The sequence below is a fragment of the Methylotenera sp. genome, from assembly GCF_029945705.1.
GTDB lineage: Bacteria > Pseudomonadota > Gammaproteobacteria > Burkholderiales > Methylophilaceae > Methylotenera.
The window spans coordinates 43,489-65,734 of sequence record NZ_JAQSDC010000059.1; the positions used below are offsets into that span (position 1 = coordinate 43,489).

General features: G+C 41.7%; 23 protein-coding genes. 20 read left to right on the top strand and 3 right to left on the bottom strand.

The genetic code is table 11. The features are described 5' to 3' along the window. The first annotated feature begins 109 nt into the window (after positions 1-109). From PSU78_RS13550 to PSU78_RS13560, 3 genes are all read left to right on the top strand, one after another. Positions 110-697 (top strand): sigma-70 family RNA polymerase sigma factor, encoded by a 588-nt coding sequence (locus PSU78_RS13550; protein WP_300388883.1) that lies wholly within the window; start codon positions 110-112, stop codon positions 695-697. Between the two features lie 2 nt (positions 698-699). Continuing rightward, positions 700-1,149, top strand: coding sequence for a cupin domain-containing protein (locus tag PSU78_RS13555; protein ID WP_300388885.1), 450 nt, complete (start codon positions 700-702; stop codon positions 1,147-1,149). A 61-nt stretch (positions 1,150-1,210) separates the two neighbouring features. Further along, complete coding sequence (locus tag PSU78_RS13560; RefSeq protein WP_300388887.1) at positions 1,211-2,275, top strand: hydrolase; 1,065 nt, start codon at positions 1,211-1,213, stop codon at positions 2,273-2,275. A 29-nt stretch (positions 2,276-2,304) separates the two neighbouring features. Here PSU78_RS13560 and PSU78_RS13565 read toward each other — a convergent pair whose 3' ends face one another. Both PSU78_RS13565 and PSU78_RS13570 read right to left on the bottom strand, forming a co-directional pair. Further along, positions 2,305-2,871 carry a group 1 truncated hemoglobin gene (locus PSU78_RS13565; protein ID WP_300388889.1) on the bottom strand — a complete coding sequence of 189 codons (567 nt, stop codon included), beginning with the start codon at positions 2,869-2,871 and terminating at the stop codon, positions 2,305-2,307. After that, positions 2,861-3,826: a DUF3034 family protein gene (locus PSU78_RS13570; RefSeq protein ID WP_300388891.1), complete on the bottom strand. Its 966-nt coding sequence runs from the start codon at positions 3,824-3,826 to the stop codon at positions 2,861-2,863. Before PSU78_RS13570 ends, PSU78_RS13565 begins: the two co-directional genes overlap by 11 nt. 278 nt (positions 3,827-4,104) lie before the next feature. On the opposite strand from PSU78_RS13570, the gene PSU78_RS13575 reads away from it, so the two are divergent. The 16 genes from PSU78_RS13575 (at position 4,105) to PSU78_RS13650 (ending at position 19,979) form a co-directional block, all read left to right on the top strand. Next, positions 4,105-5,163, top strand: coding sequence for a cyclopropane-fatty-acyl-phospholipid synthase family protein (locus PSU78_RS13575; RefSeq protein WP_300388893.1), 1,059 nt, complete (start codon positions 4,105-4,107; stop codon positions 5,161-5,163). A 12-nt stretch (positions 5,164-5,175) separates the two neighbouring features. Continuing rightward, on the top strand, positions 5,176-5,718 hold the full coding sequence (locus PSU78_RS13580; RefSeq protein WP_300388895.1) for a DUF2878 domain-containing protein: 543 nt from the start codon (positions 5,176-5,178) through the stop codon (positions 5,716-5,718). Next, the gene (locus PSU78_RS13585) at positions 5,715-6,500 is read left to right on the top strand and encodes a DUF1295 domain-containing protein (protein WP_300388897.1); all 786 of its coding nucleotides are present in this window, start codon (positions 5,715-5,717) and stop codon (positions 6,498-6,500) included. The genes PSU78_RS13580 and PSU78_RS13585 overlap by 4 nt, the downstream gene beginning before the upstream one ends. 29 nt (positions 6,501-6,529) lie before the next feature. Next, entirely contained in the window at positions 6,530-7,132 is a 603-nt protein-coding gene (locus tag PSU78_RS13590; protein WP_367186367.1) for a DUF6134 family protein, read from the top strand. Between the two features lie 67 nt (positions 7,133-7,199). After that, positions 7,200-7,724 (top strand): lipocalin family protein, encoded by a 525-nt coding sequence (locus PSU78_RS13595; RefSeq protein WP_300388900.1) that lies wholly within the window; start codon positions 7,200-7,202, stop codon positions 7,722-7,724. A 20-nt stretch (positions 7,725-7,744) separates the two neighbouring features. After that, positions 7,745-8,683, top strand: a complete 939-nt coding sequence (locus PSU78_RS13600) for an acyl-CoA desaturase (protein ID WP_300388902.1) — start codon at positions 7,745-7,747, stop codon at positions 8,681-8,683. 12 nt (positions 8,684-8,695) lie between these two features. Continuing rightward, positions 8,696-9,949, top strand: coding sequence for an NAD(P)/FAD-dependent oxidoreductase (locus PSU78_RS13605; protein ID WP_300388904.1), 1,254 nt, complete (start codon positions 8,696-8,698; stop codon positions 9,947-9,949). After that, complete coding sequence (locus PSU78_RS13610; RefSeq protein ID WP_300388906.1) at positions 9,950-10,726, top strand: DUF1365 domain-containing protein; 777 nt, start codon at positions 9,950-9,952, stop codon at positions 10,724-10,726. Positions 10,727-10,728: 2 nt separating this feature from the next. Next, positions 10,729-11,997: a cyclopropane-fatty-acyl-phospholipid synthase family protein gene (locus PSU78_RS13615; RefSeq protein ID WP_300388908.1), complete on the top strand. Its 1,269-nt coding sequence runs from the start codon at positions 10,729-10,731 to the stop codon at positions 11,995-11,997. 48 nt (positions 11,998-12,045) lie between these two features. Then, positions 12,046-12,498: a YhcH/YjgK/YiaL family protein gene (locus tag PSU78_RS13620; RefSeq protein ID WP_300388910.1), complete on the top strand. Its 453-nt coding sequence runs from the start codon at positions 12,046-12,048 to the stop codon at positions 12,496-12,498. A 31-nt stretch (positions 12,499-12,529) separates the two neighbouring features. Continuing rightward, positions 12,530-13,237 carry a tRNA (5-methylaminomethyl-2-thiouridine)(34)-methyltransferase MnmD gene (mnmD, locus tag PSU78_RS13625; protein WP_300388912.1) on the top strand — a complete coding sequence of 236 codons (708 nt, stop codon included), beginning with the start codon at positions 12,530-12,532 and terminating at the stop codon, positions 13,235-13,237. Positions 13,238-13,257: 20 nt separating this feature from the next. After that, a complete protein-coding gene (gene mnmC / locus PSU78_RS13630; protein WP_300388914.1) occupies positions 13,258-14,466 on the top strand; it encodes an FAD-dependent 5-carboxymethylaminomethyl-2-thiouridine(34) oxidoreductase MnmC in 1,209 nt (402 codons plus the stop codon). A 53-nt stretch (positions 14,467-14,519) separates the two neighbouring features. Further along, positions 14,520-16,439: a PQQ-binding-like beta-propeller repeat protein gene (locus tag PSU78_RS13635; protein WP_300388915.1), complete on the top strand. Its 1,920-nt coding sequence runs from the start codon at positions 14,520-14,522 to the stop codon at positions 16,437-16,439. A gap of 71 nt (positions 16,440-16,510) precedes the next feature. Continuing rightward, on the top strand, positions 16,511-16,699 hold the full coding sequence (locus PSU78_RS13640; protein ID WP_300388917.1) for a hypothetical protein: 189 nt from the start codon (positions 16,511-16,513) through the stop codon (positions 16,697-16,699). A gap of 154 nt (positions 16,700-16,853) precedes the next feature. Then, positions 16,854-18,812: a tetratricopeptide repeat protein gene (locus tag PSU78_RS13645; protein ID WP_300388919.1), complete on the top strand. Its 1,959-nt coding sequence runs from the start codon at positions 16,854-16,856 to the stop codon at positions 18,810-18,812. 72 nt (positions 18,813-18,884) lie between these two features. After that, positions 18,885-19,979: a PilT/PilU family type 4a pilus ATPase gene (locus PSU78_RS13650; RefSeq protein ID WP_300388921.1), complete on the top strand. Its 1,095-nt coding sequence runs from the start codon at positions 18,885-18,887 to the stop codon at positions 19,977-19,979. Between the two features lie 25 nt (positions 19,980-20,004). Here PSU78_RS13650 and PSU78_RS13655 read toward each other — a convergent pair whose 3' ends face one another. Then, the gene (locus PSU78_RS13655) at positions 20,005-20,910 is read right to left on the bottom strand and encodes a DMT family transporter (RefSeq protein ID WP_300388924.1); all 906 of its coding nucleotides are present in this window, start codon (positions 20,908-20,910) and stop codon (positions 20,005-20,007) included. A 97-nt stretch (positions 20,911-21,007) separates the two neighbouring features. On the opposite strand from PSU78_RS13655, the gene dapC reads away from it, so the two are divergent. Continuing rightward, positions 21,008-22,192 (top strand): succinyldiaminopimelate transaminase, encoded by a 1,185-nt coding sequence (gene dapC / locus PSU78_RS13660; RefSeq protein ID WP_300388926.1) that lies wholly within the window; start codon positions 21,008-21,010, stop codon positions 22,190-22,192. The last annotated feature ends 54 nt before the right edge of the window (positions 22,193-22,246 follow it).

Consider the following 22,246-nt stretch of genomic DNA (forward strand, 5'->3'; position numbering starts at 1 on the left):
GTCTTAAAAAAATAGATGCAATTTTATTAAAAGTTGCATCTAAAAACTACTGTGTTGCGTAATGCTTCATATGATAGTTAATTTGATTAAAAATACTATGGTTGAACTTATGTACGCTACACCTACGCATCTGCACGACCTCTCGCCGCCATCGGATTTGCTCGCGCTCATTGGCAGAATGGCGAAAAGAGATGAATCATCTCTTGAAGATTTTTATGATATGACCCTATCAAAAGTTTATGGCCTAGCGCTTAAAATCACTCGCCGCCATGACCTAGCTGAAGATGTTGTGTGCGACACTTACTGGCAGGTTTGGCATCAAGCAGTGAGGTTTGATATTAATAGAGGCGTGCCCATGGCGTGGCTAATGCTCATTTGTCGATCACGTGCATTAGATGCATTACGTAAGTTAGACGAAGCTGAATCACACCCTGAACCTAGTGAATTAATTGTTGAGTCTGAATTTTCATGCCCTACACTTGAAAAAATGCTGACCCTAGAAAGAGATTCTGCGTTACATGTTGCTATGGCAAAGCTTACCGCCATTCAAAGGCAATTAATTGCCCTCGCTTTTTTTAAAGGTTATACACATCAAGAAATTTCTGAACAGACTAACTTACCCTTAGGTTCTGTTAAATCTCATATTAAACGTGCGCAGGCGTCGCTAAAAGACGCGCTATCGCATCAGGAGGCCTAATCATGGCTAAAGATAAAGACTTAAATGTTTTAGAAGGACTAGATATAACCGTAGCTGGCGCAGTGGCATCAAGCCTACTACCAACCATTCCTGCGCCTGAAGTAGCGCATAGAATGAAAGAAACCTTACTTAATAGAATTAAGACTTCTGAAACTAGTCATCGCTTTATGTTTGCCGACCAAGGCGACTGGCGAACCATTGCAGAAGGTGTGCAAGTTAAGATACTAAGACAAGATTCTGACAGTCGCTCAGCTTTAGTTAAAATGGCCGCAAATAGCTGCTTGCCAGCACATGATCACCATTTTGATGAAGAGGCTATCGTGCTCGAAGGTGAGGTTTGGCTCGAGGACATTCTGTGCGGCATTGGTGACTATCATCTCGCCCATGCAGGCAGCGCGCATCGCGAGATTCGTTCTGACCATGGTTGCTTACTATTTATCAGAAATGCTTAGTTCTTAAGTCACATATAGAACACCTCTGATAAATACCTTGAACAAATATAACTTAGTTTTTATGATGATATTTGGGTTTATGGCAACGCCAAGTGTGGCTGAGGAGGCATATTCAGCACCGTTTTGGTTGCCTAGCGGACACCTGCAAACTATTTATCCAGCAGTATTCACGGCTAAACAACAAGTTAAGTATCGTCGTGAGCGCTGGGAATTAGATGACGGTGACTTTATGGATGTCGATTGGATAGATAACGAGAGTAACGTTGTAAAAACTAGCGATAGTGAAAGCACTCCAACTGTTGTGCTATTCCACGGCTTAGAAGGCAGTTCAAAGAGCCACTATGCTTTAGCGTTAATGGCTAATTTGCAAGCCAAAGGTTGGCATGGCTTGGTAGTTCACTTCCGTGGCTGCTCAGGTGAAAACAATCGTTTACCACGTGCATATTTTGCTGGAGATAGCGCTGATATAGAAATGGCATTATCTCGCGTTAAAAAAACTGTGGGCAATGCACCCGTCTATGCAGTTGGCGTTTCATTAGGTGGCAATGCACTGCTGAAGTGGTTGGGTGAATCAGGTGAACATGCAGCTGAAATCATTCAATCGGCAGCGGCTATTTCAGCCCCAACAGACTTGGCCGCCTGCGGAGAAGCATTAGATAAAGGGCTTAATCGCCTGCTTTATACTCCTATGTTTGTTAACAGTATGCGTCCCAAAGCCATTGAAAAAGCACGCCAATTTCCAGGTTTGTTAGATGAAGAAAAGATTAAATCAGCAAGGACTATTCGCGAATTTGACACTTATGTCACTGCCAAGCTACATGGGTTCAAAGATGCTGACGATTACTGGGCTAAAAATGCCGCAAAACCATGGTTACCTTACATTAAAATCCCAACGCTGATGCTTAACGCAAAAAACGACCCCTTTATTCCTGCTGAATCTTTACCTGATCAATCATCCGTATCAGATGCAGTGACATTAGAAGTGACTGAAGAAGGCGGACATGTTGGGTTTATAAGCCTCCCCTTCCCTGGCAATAACAATTGGCTACCGCAACATATCATTCATTACTTTGAATCCTTACAGTTAAAAAGTACGCTTACTGGTCAAACAACAGATAACCAGTAAGCGTACTTCAAATCTAATGCTTATATTGACTATTGAGCCGATAAAGTGGTTGGAGGAACTGCCACACCATTAGTCGTCTCAACTTCACGGTACATAGGTGCTAACTTAGCTAACAACTTGTTTTGCGCGGAAAATGGCACGTTATGCTTATCCATAGCAAATTGAAACTGCTCCACAAGTGCATTAAAAGCCTCACGATTTACTTTCATATTTGCGTGTGCCGTGGTCATATCGCGACCTGGATATTTACAGCCCCCATTCATTAGCTCGCACATTTGTTCAACTAACATTGCCTTAATAAAGTCTTTTTTAGGATTATCAAAAAATGGTTTTGTGCGCGGATCTGCAATTAAACCAATCATAAAATCATCCATTATTTTAATTAAACCTTCTTTACCACCAAAGGCTTTAAAGGTTTCTGTGCCTTCCATAGGCGTATTACCCAAATTTGGACTGCCAACAGGCGCCATCGCTTTTTCTGCACTCATTGCGGGTATTGCTTGCATGAGCGATGCACTAGTAAATAGTGCAACTAGTAATATTTTTACTTTAAAATTCATCATCATTCCTTGTTCAATCGTTAATTTAGAAGCCAATCTGAGCGGATAAGTACACTGAGTCTTGTTTGCCGTAATTTGCGCCCACCGCGTTAACTGTCGCGATATTGCCTAAATTGACATAAGCCACTGTGAGTGAAATGTTTTTAGATGGCGCATAAGCTACAAAAACATCAAATGCATCATCTTCTTTGAGGTCAACAGCACCACCAACGGTGTTGTCTAAATTGTGAGGTTTCGTGCGATACTCAGCACCAACAGCAAGGTTTTTAGCTAACAAATAAGCAGCTGATAGTTCAAGTTCAGGGCTGTAACTATCATGCCTATCCCCACCAAAGCCTAAAAGACCAAACTGGTTAGCTTTAGTCATGCGTACAGTACCGTTTAACAATAAATTTTTGTCTAATAACAATTTAGTAGCTGCTACGTAGAAATCCACACCATGATCTTTTTTAGCGCCTATCACGCCGCCAGTTACAAAATCACCATCATGATTTTTTTTGTATTGCATTCCCACTGCTACTTGAGGAATCCAGCTGTTGGCATCTAATACTGCCTCACCTAAAACACGAACTTTTGCACCAATAATAGTTTGTTCAACCTCATCACGACCAATCGCATCAGCCCCAAGTCCTGCTTTCACCTTGCCTCTTAAGTCACGCACATCGAATGATTGCTGCGCAACTGAAAGCTCAAACCGATCATAAAAGCCTAGGGTTACACCGTAGGTATCTAATTGAAAGTCGTTTGTTTTAGCATAGGTATAATGTACATTGCCGCCAATTTCGTTGTTTGTACCATAGCCGCCGATAACAGCCCACGGCGTCAATCCGCCACCTGCCGCACCTTCAACCTGAGAAACACCGCCAGTTAAAAGTAGTTTGTTGCTATAAGTTTCCGCTTGAGTAGTGGATGAACTAAAGCTCACCCCCAGCGTAATGGTCGAAACTACTGTTGCTAGTAGTCGCTTTTTGAAGCGAGTTTGCTTGTTCATATATTCTCCAAAAGTAAAAGATCGTGACGAACAATCCTTTCCTTAGGAATTGAATTGATCACTCAGGAGATATACGCTGCATCGATATATTTAGATGCAGAAAAGACTAGTTATATGCCAATAACACCAAGTACCTTAAATTCATCTAAATTATTGCATCCATCAGCGTAAACACCACGTATAAGAGATGAATTTGTTTTAAACAAAGGAACCTAGTCTAGCCAGTTACGTCTATTTATTGGTAGATAATATTCAATTTAAAAATAACAAGGGTAATAATGCAATTAACAAGTTTAGCTATAAAGTTGGCTGAAAAAGGTTTAGTTCCTGATAGCGCAATCAGGGCTGGCATTAGGCAGCTATCAGAAACACGGCTTAAAGAAATACGTGCGGATAATTGCGAAGCTGGTTCGAAAATTGAAGCTGATTTCGTAGCTGCTATGAACCTAGCGCCTATTGCCTTAGTGCCAGAATTGGCAAATGCACAACATTACGAACTGCCTACAAAATTCTTTGAATTATGTTTAGGAAACCATCGCAAATACAGTAGCTGTTTTTGGTTACCTCAAACATCATCATTAGATGAAGCGGAAGCTAATGCATTGCAGATGAGTTGTGAGCACGCAGACTTAAAAGATGGTCAACATATTTTAGAGCTAGGCTGCGGCTGGGGCTCACTGACATTATGGATGGCTGCGCATTACCCGAATAGCCAAATCACAGCGGTTTCTAATTCAAACTCACAGCGCGAGCATATTACTACTACAGCCGCACAGCGCGGACTTAAAAATATTTCCGTGATTACTTGTGATATGAATAATTTTTCGCCGAGTGCATTTTCGATAAACAAAGCATTTGACCGCGTAGTCTCGGTTGAGATGTTTGAACACATGCGTAACCACAAACTTTTATATGGTAAGGTGCATGATTGGCTAGTGCCAGGCGGTAAGTTTTTTATGCACATATTTGTGCATCGCTCAACGCCCTACGCGTTTGAAGTACAAGGTGACGACGACTGGATGAGTCAGTTTTTCTTCTCTGGCGGCATGATGCCTAGCGATGATTTGCCTTTACATTTTCAACAGAAGTTAAAGCTGAACAAGCGCTGGCGCTGGGATGGCACACATTATGAAAAAACTGCCAATGCTTGGCTGGAGAATATGGATAAACATGAAAGCACCATCACACCAATTTTAAAAGATACCTACGGCGTTGATGAGGCCGTTAAGTGGCGTAATCGCTGGCGCATATTCTATATGGCATGTGCAGAGTTATTTGGTTATAAAAACGGTCAAGAATGGTGGGTTTCACATTATCAATTTGAGCGCCCTGCTTAGGGAAAATCACTCATGATAATGATTAACTTCATTTTGTTTCAACTAGCCTGGTTTGCTTGCGTGATAGGCGCTGCAAAAGGTATGCCTTGGCTAGGTGTCATAGTCACCTTACTTGCGTTGAGTTGGCATCTATATCAAGCAAAAAATGTAAAGTATGAAGTGATTTTGATGTTGTATGCTCTGCTCATTGGCGCCGCATATGACCAATCTATGCTTTCTTTAGGTTATATTAGCTATCTCAATAATGGTTGGAGTAATGCCATTGTGCCAGTCTGGATTCTCGCGCTTTGGCTAGGTTTCACCAGCACGCTAAATGTAAGTTTGCGCTGGATGCGCGGTAAATATGTAATCGGTATTATATTTGGCGCGATTGGTGCCCCGCTAGCTTACTTAAGTGCGGAAAAGTTGGGTGCAGTAGTGCTTCACGGCGCAACTAGTTATATAGCCTTGTCGATTGGCTGGGCAATCATCACGCCATTATTACTCTTACTTTCCAGTCGCTATGATGGATTCGCTCATTCTCCTATGAAATCATTTAAAGGCTTATCGAATTGAACCATTGGCAACTATACTTCAGTGGTCTACTCAGCATCAGTTTACTGGCATTTGTTGGCTGGTTAATTAGCTTGGTTAGGAAAAATGTGACGCATGTAGACAGCATGTGGAGTTTATTCTTAATGATATCTGCCTACAGCTATGCGTTACTATTAAATGAACTCACGCCTCGCATGTTTTTAGTGCTATTTCTGGTGAGTTTATGGGCCATTAGACTGTGCGTATATTTAACTTGGCGTAATTGGGGGCCGCATGAAGATCATCGCTATGTAGCCATTCGTCAAAACAATGAAGCGCACTTTAGGTTTAAAAGTATTTATATTATATTTGGCCTACAGGCAGTACTTGCTTGGATTATTTCCATGCCTTTATTCGGTGCCATTGAATCAAAAGCGTTGTTAACAAGATTAGATGTTTTGGGTGGCATCTTATTTACCTTTGGTTTTGTATGGGAAACCATTGCAGATTGGCAATTAAGTATATTCAAGGCCAATGCTAACAATCAAGGCAAAGTACTTGATACGGGGGTTTGGCGCTACAGCAGGCATCCAAATTACTTTGGTGAGTGCTGTGTTTGGTGGGGATTTTATCTCATCGCTTTTGCGGGTGGCGCATGGTGGACGATTACTGGGCCAATATTAATGACGCTTTTACTACTTAAAGTGAGTGGCGTTGCGCTGCTAGAAAAAGATATTTCAGAACGCCGTCCAGCTTATATAAGCTACATTAAAAATACGAATGCATTCTTTCCATGGTTTCCCAGAAGGTCTTCATCTTTATGAATAAAGCTATATGTATTAGTAGAATATTATTGACAAGCCTCTTTTCATCTGGTGTCAGTGCCAAAGAGTGGTCTTTTGATGTGTACTTAGACAAAAATAAAATTGGACAGCATGAATTTAAACTGAGCGATTCTAACGAGCTAACCAGTACGGCAAAATTCAACGTCAAAGTGTTATTTATTAACGCTTATCAATATGATCATCAAGCTGTGGAGCAATGGCAAGGCGACTGTTTAAGTAGTTTAGAGTCACATACTGTAGAAAACAAAGTTGAAACCAATATTAAAGCAAAGCTATCAGGGCAAGACTTTACGGTAGACGATGGCAAAGTGAAACAAAAGCTTCCTGCTTGTAGCATGACTTTTGCTTATTGGAACCCTAAAATAATTCAGCAAACTAAACTGTTGAACCCACAAAATGGGGAGTGGTTAGATACAAAATTCACTCACCTAGGCACTGAAACAATAGAGGTAAAAAATAAAAAGGTAGAAGCCAATCACTACAAATTAGACGGTAGCCTCAAAGGTAAGAGCAAGTTAAAAATTGAGCTATGGTATTCATCTAATAACGAATGGCTAGCACTTAAATCCATTACGCCAGAAGGCTACACTATTAATTATAAATTACGTTAAGTTCATATAATAACTAATTGAAAGTTAAATTAAAATGATTCTAGTAAACATTAAAAGAGTATTCATCATGTCAATACTTGCAAGTATTTTAACCGCCTGCGCAACCACTAAATTACCGTCCATTGCGACAGTGCCCCAAGTAGATTTACCAAGGTTTATGGGTGACTGGTATGTGATCGCGGCTATTCCAACCATGATAGAAACCCAGTCTTACAACGCCATTGAAAATTATAAACTCAATGCAGATGGCACTATAGCCACTACCTTTACTTTTAATAAGGGTAGTTTAAACGGCGAGTTCAAAACTTATCAGCCACATGGTTTCGTGATTGAAAATACTGGTAATGCCTTGTGGGGCATGCAGTTTATTTGGCCGATTAAAGCTGAATACCGTATTGCCTATTTAAACGATGACTACACACAAACTGTGATTGCAAGAAATGCACGTGATTACGTTTGGATTATGGCAAGAACACCCACAATCACTGATACAGAATATGTAAAATTAACCAGTTTCATCTCTAACCTTGGTTACGATTTAATTAAATTACGTAAAGTGCCTCACAACACAAGTAAAGCTACAAATCCATAATATTGGAACGCTTAAACACCATGCTTAAAAAGATTATTAAATGGTTTGATAATGAAGCCGTGACCATCCCTGATGATGGTCTGAACTATCGTGCCAACTGGCGCCAAATTGATTTGTGGCGTGTTATTCCATTTGTGCTGCTTCACCTAGCTTGCTTCGCCGTATTTTGGGTTGAGTTTAGTTGGTTTGCACTGGTTTTTGCCATAGCACTGTATGCCATAAGAATGTTTGCAATTACTGGCTTTTATCATCGCTACTTTTCACATAAGGCGTTTAGAACGACCCGTGTATTTCAGTTTGTTTTAGCTGTATTTGGTGCCACCGCGGTACAACGTGGTCCTTTGTGGTGGGCTTCACATCATCGACATCACCATATTAAGTCAGACGAGATTGATGATGCACACTCCCCCGTACAACATGGTTTTTTATGGAGTCACTTGGGCTGGTTTCTTTCCAACAAACACTTCGCCACACAAACTGACCGCGTAAAAGAGCTGGCTAAGTTTGTAGAGTTACGCTTACTTGACCGTTTTGATATTGTTATACCGATACTTTTTGGCCTAAGTATTTATCTATTAGGCGTGTGGCTTGAGAGCTATTACCCTAACTTAAATACCAATGGCATGCAGCTATTGGTTTGGGGGTTTGCAATCTCCACCGTGGTGTTATATCACGCCACATTTACCGTCAACTCACTTGCTCACGTGTGGGGAAAAAGACGCTATGCCACTAGTGATCAAAGCCGTAATAACTTATGGATTGCACTTTTAACTTTAGGTGAAGGCTGGCACAACAATCATCATCACTATCCAGGCTCAGCTCGACAAGGCTTTTACTGGTGGGAAATCGACTTGACCTATTACGGTTTAAAGCTACTCGCCGCCTGTGGCTTGATATGGGACATCAGAACTGTGCCAAAAACTATTCGCGAATCAAGAAAAATTAACAATAAAGCTTAGGAAAGTAGTCTTTTGAAAATAGCCATTATAGGTAGCGGTATTGCAGGCAACACCATTGCATACCACTTAAACAAGCAACACGATGTGACTGTATTTGAGGCAGAAAGCCACACTGGTGGCCACACGCACACGCATCACATCACGCATGAGGGCAATCCATACAATGTGGACACTGGCTTTATCGTATTTAACGATCGTACTTACCCTAACTTCATTGCACTGCTTGATGAGTTAAAAGTAGCTTGGCAACCGAGTGAAATGAGTTTTAGTGTGCAATGTGAAAAAACGGGTTTGGAATATAACGGCACTAATTTAAACAGCTTATTTGCGCAACGCCGCAATTTATTTAAGCCATCGTTTCACCAAATGATTCGAGATATTTTACGCTTTAATAAAACTTCACTTGAGTTACTGGCTGATGGCAATGAAATTAAATTGGGTGATTATTTAAAACAAGGAAATTACAGCCAGCAGTTTATTGACCAATACATCATTCCTATGGGGTCTGCAATTTGGTCGACAGAAGCGCGTCAAATGCTAGATTTTCCAGCACGTTTTTTTGTACGCTTTTTCCATCACCACGGCATGCTCACAGTGAATAACAGGCCGCAATGGCGCACCATTACGAATGGTTCAGCAAGCTACGTAAGCGCATTGACTGAAAGCTTTAAAAATAAAATTCGTCTCAATACACCTGTAGAAAGTGTGCGCCGATTAGCCGCATCTGTGCGTGTTAAGCCGCTATATGGCGAAGAGGAAAAGTTTGATTATGTATTTTTCGCATGCCATAGCGACCAAGCATTAAAACTACTTAGCGATAAAAAACCGAATGAAATAGAAATATTAAGCGCGATTCCATATCAACAAAATACCATATTTTTGCACCATGATGTTTCTATGATGCCTAAGCGGAAGCTTGCATGGGCTGCTTGGAACTACCATGTGACTAATCCACATGCTGAGCAAGTGGCCGTGACTTACAACATGAATATTTTGCAGAGCCTAAAATCAAAAGAACCGCTACTTGTGACTTTAAATCACACCAAATTCATTAACCCTGCCAAAGTAATTAAACGACTGAAATACATGCACCCTGTTTATACATTGGCTGGTGCAGCGGCACAAGCTAGGCATGCTGAAATTAGTGGTAAGAACAGAACTGGCTTTGCAGGGGCATACTGGCGCAACGGTTTTCATGAAGATGGTGTGGTCAGTGCTTTAGAGGCTATTAAGCATTTTGAACAAGCCAATATTGGTAAAACTTAAATGTCCAATAGCGCTATTTATCAAGGTTTTGTTACACATCATAGATTCCAGCCTAAGCCACATGGTTTTCGCTATAAAGTATTTATGATGTATTTAGATTTAGATGAATTGCCAAACTTATTCAGTGGTTTTAAAAACTGGTCTTATGCAGTTAAAAATTGGGCATGGTTTAAGCGCTGTGATTACTACGGCGACCCCCAAATACCACTTAAACAAGAGATTAGTAAGCTAGTTTTACAAACCACTGGCTCTGCACCACGTGGTGCAATCCGACTACTCACCAATATGCGCTACTTTGGTCATTGTTTTAATCCAGTGAGTTTTTATTATTGTTATGAAGCCAATGGCACGACCTTGCAAGCAATCGTCAGTCATATCACCAACACCCCTTGGGGCGAAGATTACGCTTATGTACATGACTTTAAAGCAGATAAAACAGTAAAAAATACTAAAAATGGTGAAATATCCGTCTTCAAGTTTGATAAACAGTTTCATGTATCACCCTTTATGCCTATGGACATTCAATACGATTGGGCATTTAAGCATGAAGCCAATCAATTACTTATTCACATGAAAAACTTTAAAGGTGGCGAACAAGTGTTCAACGCCACATTAGCCCTAGAACGCCAAGAAATAACGCAAAGTAACCTCAATTGGATTTTAATGACCTATCCATTGATGACCATTAAAGTAGTTGCGGCCATCTATTGGAACGCGCTTTGGCTTTGGATTAAACGTGTGCCCTTCTATTCAAACCCAATACAAGTTAACAAATAATAATGATCAATCAAACACTTCAACAAGAAACATTAACTGCTAGCCTAAAGCAAAAAAGTCGCTCCAAATGGGTGGCTGATTTTGCAAAGTCAAAAATACTTAAACGCTTGCAGCAGCTACAAAAAGGTAGCCTAACCCTTGTTGATGGTGCTGAGCAGCACACGTTTGGCAATCCTGACGGGCTAAGCGCTAGCATTTACGTACATGACTCACGTTTTTATGGCGAAATCGCTTTTGGAGGCAGCATAGGTGCTGGCGAAGCTTATATGCTGGGTTATTGGACAGCGGATAATCTTACCGATGTGATTCGCATGATGTGTCTCAATCAATCTGTCATGGATACGCTTGAAGGTGGTTATCAATGGCTAACCAAACCTTTTTTACAAATACTGCATTGGTTAAATAGCAATACCACGGAAGGCAGTCGCAAAAACATTGCTGCCCATTACGATTTAGGTAATGACATGTTTGCCTTGTTTTTAGATGCCACCATGATGTATTCCAGCGCTATTTTTAACGAGAGCACACCGAATCTACAAGCGGCTTCAGAACTTAAACTTAAAACCATTTGCGATAAGCTGGATTTAAAATCGACAGATCATGTAGTTGAAATCGGCACTGGCTGGGGTGGCTTTGCCATTTATGCAGCAACACACTATGGCTGCCACGTGACCACTACAACCATTTCTAAACAGCAATATGAACTTGCAAAAGCCAGAGTTAAAGCGGCAGGTTTAGATAGTAAAGTCACGCTATTACTTGAAGATTATCGCCATTTAACAGGCACTTTTGATAAGCTTGTTTCTATTGAAATGATTGAAGCGGTCGGGCATCAGTTTTATGACACCTACTTTGCTAAAGTGAGTTCACTGCTTAAAGCCGACGGATTAGCTTTGATTCAAGCTATCACCATTGCCGATCAGCGTTATGAAAATGCAAAAGAATCAGTGGATTTTATCCAACGTTATATATTTCCAGGTTCTTGCATTCCATCAAACACGGCCATGCTCAATAGCGTGACTAAAGTGAGCGATTTGCGACTATTCGATTTAGAAGATATTGGCCCACACTACGCGACTACATTGAAGATTTGGCGTGATAACTTTTTTGCCAATATCCAAGAAGTGCGCAAACTCGGTTATTCAGAAGAGTTCATTAAAATGTGGGACTTTTACTTAAGCTATTGCGAAGGCGGCTTTATGGAGCGTGCGTTAGGTGATGTGCATTTACTTTTAGCAAAACCAGAAAATCGAAGAGATGCGTTAATATAATTTATAATAATGTCGAAGTAATACTTAAAACAGACATGAGTAAATGCCATGATTATCGACACGATTGACCAAATACAACGCTATGCAGCCGTTCACCCCTTATTTCCACAAGTGTTCGATTTCATTAAAACCACCAATTTATTAACGCTACCAAACGGCAAACATGCCATCTTAAACGATGATATTTTTGTGCTTATTCAACGCGGTGTTGGGCAAAGCAAAACTGAAGCTAAACTTGAATGCCACCGCAAGTATATCGATATTCAATTAGTGCTTGATGGTACAGATAATATGGGCTGGAAACCGCTTGCAGACTGCCAACAAGCCATCGATAGCTTTAACACCACCAATGATGTGCAGTTCTTTGAAGATTTACCTCTTAATTGGCTTAACACGCAGCCAAATAAATTCTGTATCTTCTTCCCAGAAGACGCGCACTCAGGCATGGTCTCTGAGCATCATCTCCATAAAGCGGTGTTTAAAATTGCGGTTAAGCCTTAAAATTTAACCTTAAAATTAAACTTCAGCTTATATGCAATCTCCTAGCAATACTGCCAATATCGAATGGCGCGACGGGCAACCCTACGCCAGTGAATTTCAAGATGTTTACTTTTCTACAGACAATGGTTTGCTAGAAACTGACTATGTGTTTTTGCAAGGCAATGACTTAATGAAGCGCTGGCTTGATGCTGAAATGCAAACTTTCATTATTGCCGAAACTGGCTTTGGTACTGGCTTAAACTTTTTATGCGCTGTCAACGCATGGCTTGCTACAAGCCCTGAGAATGCAACGTTGCATTTTATTAGCACAGAAAAATATCCACTGAGCTTGCAAGATATGCGCACAGCATTAAGTTTTTGGCCGCAACTCAAAGCGGTGAGCGAACCGTTTCTAGCTCAGTATGAAAGCCTGATTAACGGCGCTAATACCATTGCTCTTTATGATAACCGCGTGCAACTGAGCCTTTTAATTGGCGATGCCACAACAAGTTTAAGCAAAATCACCAGCCAAGTTGATGCTTGGTTTCTCGATGGTTTTGCGCCCGCTAAAAACCGTGATATGTGGCAAACCGAACTGTTTCAACAAATGGCTAGGCTGTCAAAAACCTCTACCACATTTGCAACTTTCACCAGTGCAGGCGACGTGCGCCGAGGTTTAATCAATGCTGGTTTTAATGTGACTAAGCGCACTGGCTTTGGCAAAAAACGTGAAATGCTCATTGGAAATTTTATCCCCTAATAAAAATCGCATAACAAATCATGAATTTAACTCCTAAAACAGCAATCATCATTGGTGGCGGCATCGCAGGCTGTAGCACTGCCTATGCCCTAGCCAGCCGTGGCATTAAAGTTACCCTATTTGAGCGTAACACCCAAATAGCCAGCGAAGCTTCAGGCAACCCACAAGCCATGCTTTATCCACGTTTAAGTGGCGATGATGATGCCAGCAGATTTGCACTTGAAAGCTATTTGTATAGCTTAGAATTTTTTAAGAATTTAAACCTAAACTCTGAAGATTTTAACGTTTGCGGCATGCTGCAACTCGGCTTTAACCCCAGAGAATTAGCGCGCATTCAAAAAGTTGCCGCGCAAAATCATGCTGACGATATTCTGAAATATGTCAATGCTGATGAAGCAAGCAGCCTTGCAGGCGCAACGTTGCCACATGATGCACTGTATTTTCCAAAAGCTGCTTGGGTTAACCCTCAACAACTCTGCAAGCGTTTAGTTGCTCATGAAAATATTTCAATTAAAACATTAACTAATATCGATAGCTTATTGAAAAATAATGATTTATTTGAAATTTACTCAAATGGTCAACTCATAGAAAAAGCGGATATTGCCATTATCGCAAATGCAAATGAAGCACAACATTTAGGCATTAACTTACACCTAAAAACGCAAGCCGTTCGCGGTCAAGTCAGCATGCTTGAAGCGACAAGTATCAGCCAAAATATAAAATCCATTATCTGTAGTGATGGCTACTTAAGCCCCGCAGAAAATGGTCAACATTGCTTGGGGGCTACCTTTTCTGTAGATAATTTAGACACGGCATTAGATGAAGAAGACCACCAAGCCAACCTTTTCAAACTAAAAAGCTTTTCATCAGCGCTGCATGAAAACCTTAAAAACAATATCAAAGGCGGCCGCGTGTCATTCAGATGCACCTCCTTCGACTACTTTCCATTAGTTGGCAAATTGCTCGACAACAAGCTATTACAAGCCAAGCCGCCCCGTCCAAACGCCAAACCAGAGTCATTGCCTTGGGTTAACGGTCTTTACATCAATGTAGCGCATGGTAGTCGCGGCTTTACCAGCGCCCCATTTTGCGCAGAATTACTGGCGCAAATGATTTGCAATGAACCGATTACCATGAATATTGAATTTGCTGAGTTAATGAACCCCAATCGTTTTGCGTTGCGTAAGCTTGGTTTAAAGCGTTTAGCAAAAATGATTTGTAGCACTTGAATAAATGGTGGTATGTTAAGCAATATCATCAAAAAATTTGAAGGCTAAAAATAATGACAAAAAAATTAAGCTTCGTCACTCTACTCGCATTTAGCTTCCCTACCCTCACCCAAGCCGCACCCGACCTAGACCGCGCGATGAAAAATCCCAACAACTGGGCATATCCACGCGGTCAATACAATAACCAAGGCTATAGCGAACTTAATCAAATCAACACCCGTAATGTGAAAGATTTAAAACTGGCTTGGACGTTTAGCACGGGTGTTAATCGTGGTCACGAAGGCGCGCCTTTAGTGATTGATGGCGTGATGTATCTACACACTGCCTTTCCTAATAACGTCTATGCACTCGATTTAAACAATGACCAAAAAATACTCTGGTCTTACTTTCCTAAACAAGAACCTAACACCCAAGCCGTATTGTGTTGTGATAACGTTAATCGCGGCTTAGGCTTTGGTGATGGCAAAATCTATCTACAACAAAACAACGGCATGCTCGTTGCGCTGAATGCCAGAACAGGCAAGCTAGAATGGCAAGTACAAGTCAATGACCCGAAAACAGGCGCGACCAACACCAATGCCCCGCAAGTGATTAAGGATAAAGTGCTCACGGGCTGTGCAGGTGGTGAGTTTGGCGTGCGTTGCTTTATGGCAGCCTATTACTTAAAAGATGGCGCACTCGCTTGGAAAGCCTATTCCACAGGCAGTGATGCCGATGTACTGATAGGCAATGACTTTAACCAAGCTAACCCACAATACAGTGCGTTAAGTGTCTATCAAGACGTGAATGGTGGTAACAAACAAGGCGGTTCATTTAAGCCTTTAGCCAATGAACAATTAAAAATTGGTGAGAAGGAGTTAGGCATACGCACTTGGTTAAAACCACAACAAGAGAAAGACGGCTGGCAAAACGGCGGTGGCGCAGTCACAGGTTATTTCTCTTTTGATGCTAAAACCAATTTAGTCTATTACGGCACTGGCAACCCAGGGGTTTGGAACCCAGATGTACGGCCAGGGGATAACAAATGGGCAAGCAGTGTATTTGCACGAGATGTGGATACTGGTCAAGCCAAGTGGGCGATGCAAACCACCCCGCATGATGAGTGGGATTATGACGCGACCAATGAAGTGATTTTATTTGAAAACAAGGGTAAAACTTACGCCACACAGGTGAACAAGAATGGCTTTATTTATACTTGGCAGGCGAATAATGGTAGCTTGATTGCGGCGGAAAAAGTGCATCCGTTTGTGAATTGGGCGACGGGGGTGGATTTGAGGACGGGGGTGCCTGCGAAGGATGGAAAGTATAGTACCCACCATAATCTTGATACACAAGGCATTTGCCCGTCACATATGGGTGCGAAAGGTATCAGTCCTGCTGCATATTCGCCTAAAACTGGCTTAACTTATATTCCATTAAACTTAGCCTGTATGTCTTATATGCCAGTTGAATCAAAATTTAATGCCGGGCAACCTTGGGCTGGAGCATCTAGTTGGTTTTATACAGAAGCATATGCAAAAATTGATAAAACGTGGACTTCATCTGGGGCATGGACTAATGAAGTTAGAAATGCGTATTTTGAAAATATGGGCGGTATCATAGCAATTAATCCTTTATCTAAAAAAACCTCTTGGATAAATCAAGAGCAATTACCCATATACAGTGGTCTATTAGCAACTAAATCTAATTTGTTATTTTATGGAACATTAAATCGCTGGATTAAAGCAGTAAATTCTTCAAGCGGTCATGAACTATGGAAGTTTCAAGTTAGCTCTGGAGTAGTTAGTAATATTTTTACCTATAGCAATCACGGGAAACAATACGTGGGCTTGCTAACCGGCATTGGTGGTTGGCCAGGTACATGGTGGTCGCTCTCTAAATGTAATGACTGTTTTGGTTCAAATAAAGCGAATGAAATTGATGAAACTAACGCATTCCCTGGCGGTGGTTCTATCAACGTCTTCAGCCTATAACCCCAACCCGTCATTCCGTCGCAGCCCGCGTAGCCCGCGTAGGGCGCAATAACTGAAAGGCATTGCGCCGCATGGGAACTTACTTTGGTGCAATGCGCTTTGCTTATTGTCAACCTACAAGGCATTGCGCCGTATGGGAACTCACGTTGGTGCAATGCGCTTCGCTTATTGTCACCCTACAAGGCAATGCGCCGTATGAGTGGCTGGTGGGCAGATTCTGCCCACGCATGCAGTCGTTCAAATTCACACAAGGTGGGTAAACAAGTTACCCACCCTACATCTCATAAAAAGCTACATTCGGCACAATACGCAATATTAATAACTCCATTCAATCCACTCCTAACTAATCTTGGGAAAATAACGAAGTTTTTAGTTTATTGGTCAACCGCCTATGTTTTCAATTAAAATTACAGCATGCAAACTTCAAACGAAATCGCGCTTAAACATTACCAGCAAGCTTTATTGCACAACCCCAAAGATACCGTTGCGCAAATCAATTGCGGCAACTTGTGTGTTGAGCTGAAACGCTTTGAAGAGGCGGCTGGCTATTTTAGGCGGCTGCTGCGGATATTCAAAAACAATGAGAATATCCGCAATGCCTTAAGCTACGCCTTGCAAGAGCTTGGTAACGAATCTCATGCGCAGGGTCGGTATGGGACAGCGGAGGCTTGTTTTCAAGAGGCTTTGCAGAATCAACCTAGGAATGCGGCTTATTTGTATAACTTAGGTAATGCCCAACGTGAGCTTGGTAAAGCTAAAGAAGCGGCTTTGCAGTATCAAAAAGCCATTCAGCTTAGCCCTGATGATGCAGATATTTACAACAATTTAGGCAATGTACAACGCGAATTAGGTCAGCTAGATTTAGCAATTGCAAGTTACCTAAAGGCCTTAGATTTAAACCCCAAGCTTTACCATGCCAAAGTACATTTAGTGCATCAAAAACAGCATATATGCGACTGGGAAGGCTTAGAAGCTGATATTTCAAGCATTCGCGATTGGTTGAAAAACGTGCCAGAAGCGCAAATCTCGCCTTTTGCTTTTCTAGCCATGCCAACGACGACAGCGGAAGAACAAAAGTTGTGTGCTAACAATTGGGTGAATAATCGTTATGCTGGTTTGATTAAACAAGCTGAAACGCTCAATTTCCAAAGACCACTTATAGAAGCTTGTCACCCCGTGTCTGACACGGAATCCAGTGACTTAAAGGCTCTGGATTCCGACTTTCGTCGGTATGACGGTGCTGGAAAAATAAGGATTGGTTATCTATCTGCGGATTTTAGGTTGCATCCGCTCGCATTCTTAATCAGTGAACTCATTGAATTACATGACCGTTCAACATTCGAGATTGTCGCTTTTTCATACGGCGTGAATGACAAAAGCCGTGCCCGAGTTCGGCTAGAAAAGGCTTTTGACGAGTTTCATGATATTCGCCAGCTATCTGAAGTTGATGCGGCGAAGAAAATCAACGCACTCCAAATCGACATTTTGGTGGATTTAACAGGTTTTACTCAAACCAGCCGCAGCGGCATTGCCGCTTTGCGTCCTGCGCCTATCAATGTGAACTGGCTTGGCTTTCCGGGCACCATGGGAATGATGAGTGATAACAAACCTTTGTTCGATTACATATTGAGTGACAGCTTTATCACCCCCGCTGAAACAGCAAACCACTACGCTGAGCAACTCGCGCTATTACCGCATTGCTATCAGCCCAACGACCGTAAACGCCCCATTGGCAAGCCACCTACCCGTGAAAGCTGTCATTTGCCAGAGGGTGCTTTTGTGTTTTGCTGTTTTAACCAAACTTTCAAAATCACGTCTGAGTTTTTTAGCGTGTGGATGCGTTTGTTAAAAGCCGTACCAAACAGCGTGCTTTGGCTGTTAGACAGCAATCAATGGGCTAAGCAAAACTTAATCAACCAAGCTACAAAAAACAATATTGCGGCTGAACGTTTGATTTTTGCGCCTCGCATGAGCATTGCAGACCATTTGGCACGTCACGCTCATGCTGACTTGTTTTTAGATACATCGCCCTACAACGCCCACACCACTTGCAGCGATGCTTTATGGATGGGTTTGCCAGTATTAACCTGCGTTGGTGATACATTTGCAGCGCGGGTGGCGGGCAGTTTATTAAGCGCGGCAGATATGGCAGAGTTAATCACCTATTCACTGGAAGAATATGAAAATAAAGCAGTTCATTTGGCTAATAAACCTACAGAACTTGAAGCCATTAAACAGAAGTTGCTTGCTACTAAGCTTACTTCGGCTTTATTTAATACCAATCAATTTGCGCGGTCATTAGAGAATGTTTACCAATCGATGTGGCAGCAATATTTAATCACATCAGAATCTAATGATAAAGCTGCTAAATAGTGTAAAAAATTATGCTAAAGTCACGCTGATAAGATTTTTACTTACGATTATAAAAATAAATAGGGTTAAATTATGGCAGCAATCGACATCAGTCCAATCTTAAAATTCATGCTGGATAAAGGCGGCTCAGACCTCTTTTTTAGCACAGGTGCAATCATTCATATTGAAGTTGAAGGCGATACATTGCCTATCAATAACCAAATAATGACGCCTGGCATGATTAAAGAAATTGCTTACTCAATGATGACGGCAGACCAAATCACAGAGTTTGAATCAACGCTAGAGTGTAATTTTGCCATTAGTAAGAAAGATGTCGGTCGGTTCCGCGTAAATGTATTCAAGCAACGCGGTGAAGTGGGTATGGTGGTACGTCATATTAAAACGGACATTCCATCCATAGACTCATTAGGCCTTCCTGCAGTATTAAAAGATTTGATTTTACGCAAGCGCGGTTTAATTCTTATTGTTGGTGCAACGGGTTCTGGTAAAACCACTACCCTCGCCTCTATGATTGATCATCGAAATGCAACGACAAATGGCCACATACTTACACTTGAAGACCCTATTGAATTTATTCACCCACATAAAAAATCAATAGTTGACCAACGCGAAGTTGGCATTGATACATTATCTTTTGAAAATGGCCTTAAAAATGCCATGCGCCAAGCGCCAGATGTGATTCTAATTGGTGAGGTGCGTGATATGGAAGGCATGAAAAACGCCATGGCTTATGCTGAAACTGGCCATTTGTGCCTGGCTACATTGCATGCTAATAATGCCAACCAAGCACTTGAACGGATCATTTCATTCTTTCCAGAAGACGCCAGAGCGGGACTACTACTTGGCTTGTCAATGAACCTAGTGTCTATTGTTTCGCAACGACTTATTACTGGCAAACTCAGCAAGCGTGTTGCAGCAATTGAGGTGATGATTAATACGCCCTACATTTCAGAGCTTATTCAAAAGCAAAAAATGAGCGACATGAAAGATACCATGGCTGATAGTAATGACATTGGCATGAATACTTTCGATCAATCTTTATTCAGACTATTTAGCAACGGTAAAATTGATGAGGAAAATGCGTTGTCAAATGCCGACTCACGCAATGACTTATCATTAAAAATTCGCTTTGCGGCTGAAGGTACTCGTAACTCTAGCTTTGGTTAAGCTGCGCTTTGGTCAATCAACATATTTAATCATGATGATTCAATGCGGCAAATATGGAGGCAGCTACAATTAAGCTGCCGCCTATCCATTCGTTTATTTCCATTGTTTCGTGTGCTAGAAAATAAGAAGTAATAGCGGCAACCACCAACTCAAACAAAAATAACACTGAGGCGCGTGTCGCTGGCATTTGCGTAATGCCGTATTGTGTTAGTAAGGTAGCCGCAATGAGTGAAAGTGCGATGACCAAAATTACCAAGCCATCATTAAGGCTAAAGAAGCTAGGTGTGGGAATAGTTTCGTTCACAAATGGCATGGCTAGAATCGCCATTAAAAACACCCCTGCCCATACTGCAAAGGATTTACTGCGTATGGTTAAGTGAGTAGATTTTCTAGTAATCACATTGCTTATGGCAAACGTAATACCAGATGTTAGTGCAAACCACTCTGCAGTATTTCTAGGTAACGGCCAAGCGCTGGCTTTGCCTGTTAAGTCAGTCAGCATAATAAACGCCCCCAACAGGGATAGCGCCATAATCATTAAACCGCGTTTATCTATGCGCTCTTTCAGCCAAAAATGGGCAAGTATCAAGGTCCACAATGGCGATAGATAAAATAGCAACATCACACGCATGACCTCGCCATCTATCACAGCCAATACATAAGCAAGGTTAGTCCAGCCAGCAGTTAGACTCAGCCAGAAAATGCTCAAGGGCAACTTAAAAATGCCGCGCCAATGCTTTATAGATGCAATACCAGCCAAAATCAGTACTGTTGAATAACAATAAAAGCTTGATGCCACTGCCGCTACGCCAGCATTCGCCAAAATTCGATATGGATACCAAACAACACCCCAGCATACCGCGGCTAATAACAGGCTAGTGCTATTTAGCAATGCGCTCTTGGCTACTGACTTTGGGTTATTTACATGCATTTTATTCTCAACTTTATTCACTTTTCTTTATATGACAGCAACAATTTTTGCGACTTAAAATTACCCGTCCTAGGGCGGCTAGTTTACAATATTGCCTATGAATCCAAACTTAAATTTACTCCAGCCCTACCCTTTTCAACGCTTGCGCGATTTATTTAAAGGCGTAACACCCAACCCAAGCTATTCTGCCATCAATCTATCTATCGGCGAGCCTAAACACGCCACGCCACAGCTCATTAAAGACGCACTTGTGAGTAATTTAGCAGGTTTAGCTAGCTATCCAACAACCGTTGGCTCTTTAGCGTTGCGTGAAGCGATTTCTAATTGGATTACACGTCGTTATGGTTTGCCAGCACTTAATCCTGAAGCTGCGATTTTACCAGTGACAGGTAGCCGCGAGGCGTTATTTGCGTTCGCTCAGGTGATTATTGATAACACCAAAACAAAACCAATAGTCATTTCCCCCAACCCGTTTTATCAAATTTACGAGGGTGCGGCATTTTTAGCTAGCGCCGAACCTTATTTTCTTAATACCTTGCCTGAAAATAACCATGCGATGGATTTTGAAAATGTGCCAGCCGATGTGCTAAAACGTACACAATTGGTATTTGTATGCAGCCCAGGCAACCCTTCTGGCAAGGTGATGTCGTTAGCGCAATGGAAAACCTTGTTTGAATTGTCAGACAAATACGGCTTTGTCATTGCGGCTGATGAGTGCTATTCAGAAATCTATTTTGATGAAGCTAATCCGCCGCTAGGTGCGCTGCAAGCTGCTCACAAGCTTGGTCGAGGTTATAAAAACTTAGTGATTTTTAGTTCACTCTCTAAACGCTCAAACGTGCCAGGCATGCGTTCTGGCTTTGTGGCAGGCGATGAAAGCATCATTGAAAAATTTACGCTCTACCGCACCTATCATGGCTGCGCGATGAACCCTGCGGTGCAAGCGGCTTCTATCGCGGCTTGGAATGATGAAGCGCACGTGATTGAAAACCGTACACTTTATGCGGCTAAATTTAACTTAGTGACGCCATTACTGAAAAATGTTTTAGACGTTGAATTGCCTGATGCCGCATTTTACTTATGGGCGAGAAGCAAACAAAGCGACACAGAGCTTGCGGTAAAACTCTATCGTGATTTAAATATCACCGTATTACCAGGTAGCTATTTAGCACGTGAAGCGCATGGATTAAACCCAGGTGAAAACTTCATTCGCATGGCCTTGGTAGCATCGCATGACGAGTGTGTTGAAGCCGCAAAACGTATGGCTGAACACTTAAAATAAAGGGGCTGTCCTAGATAACACATAAAATGTTATAAGGATGGCATGAGAAAGAGC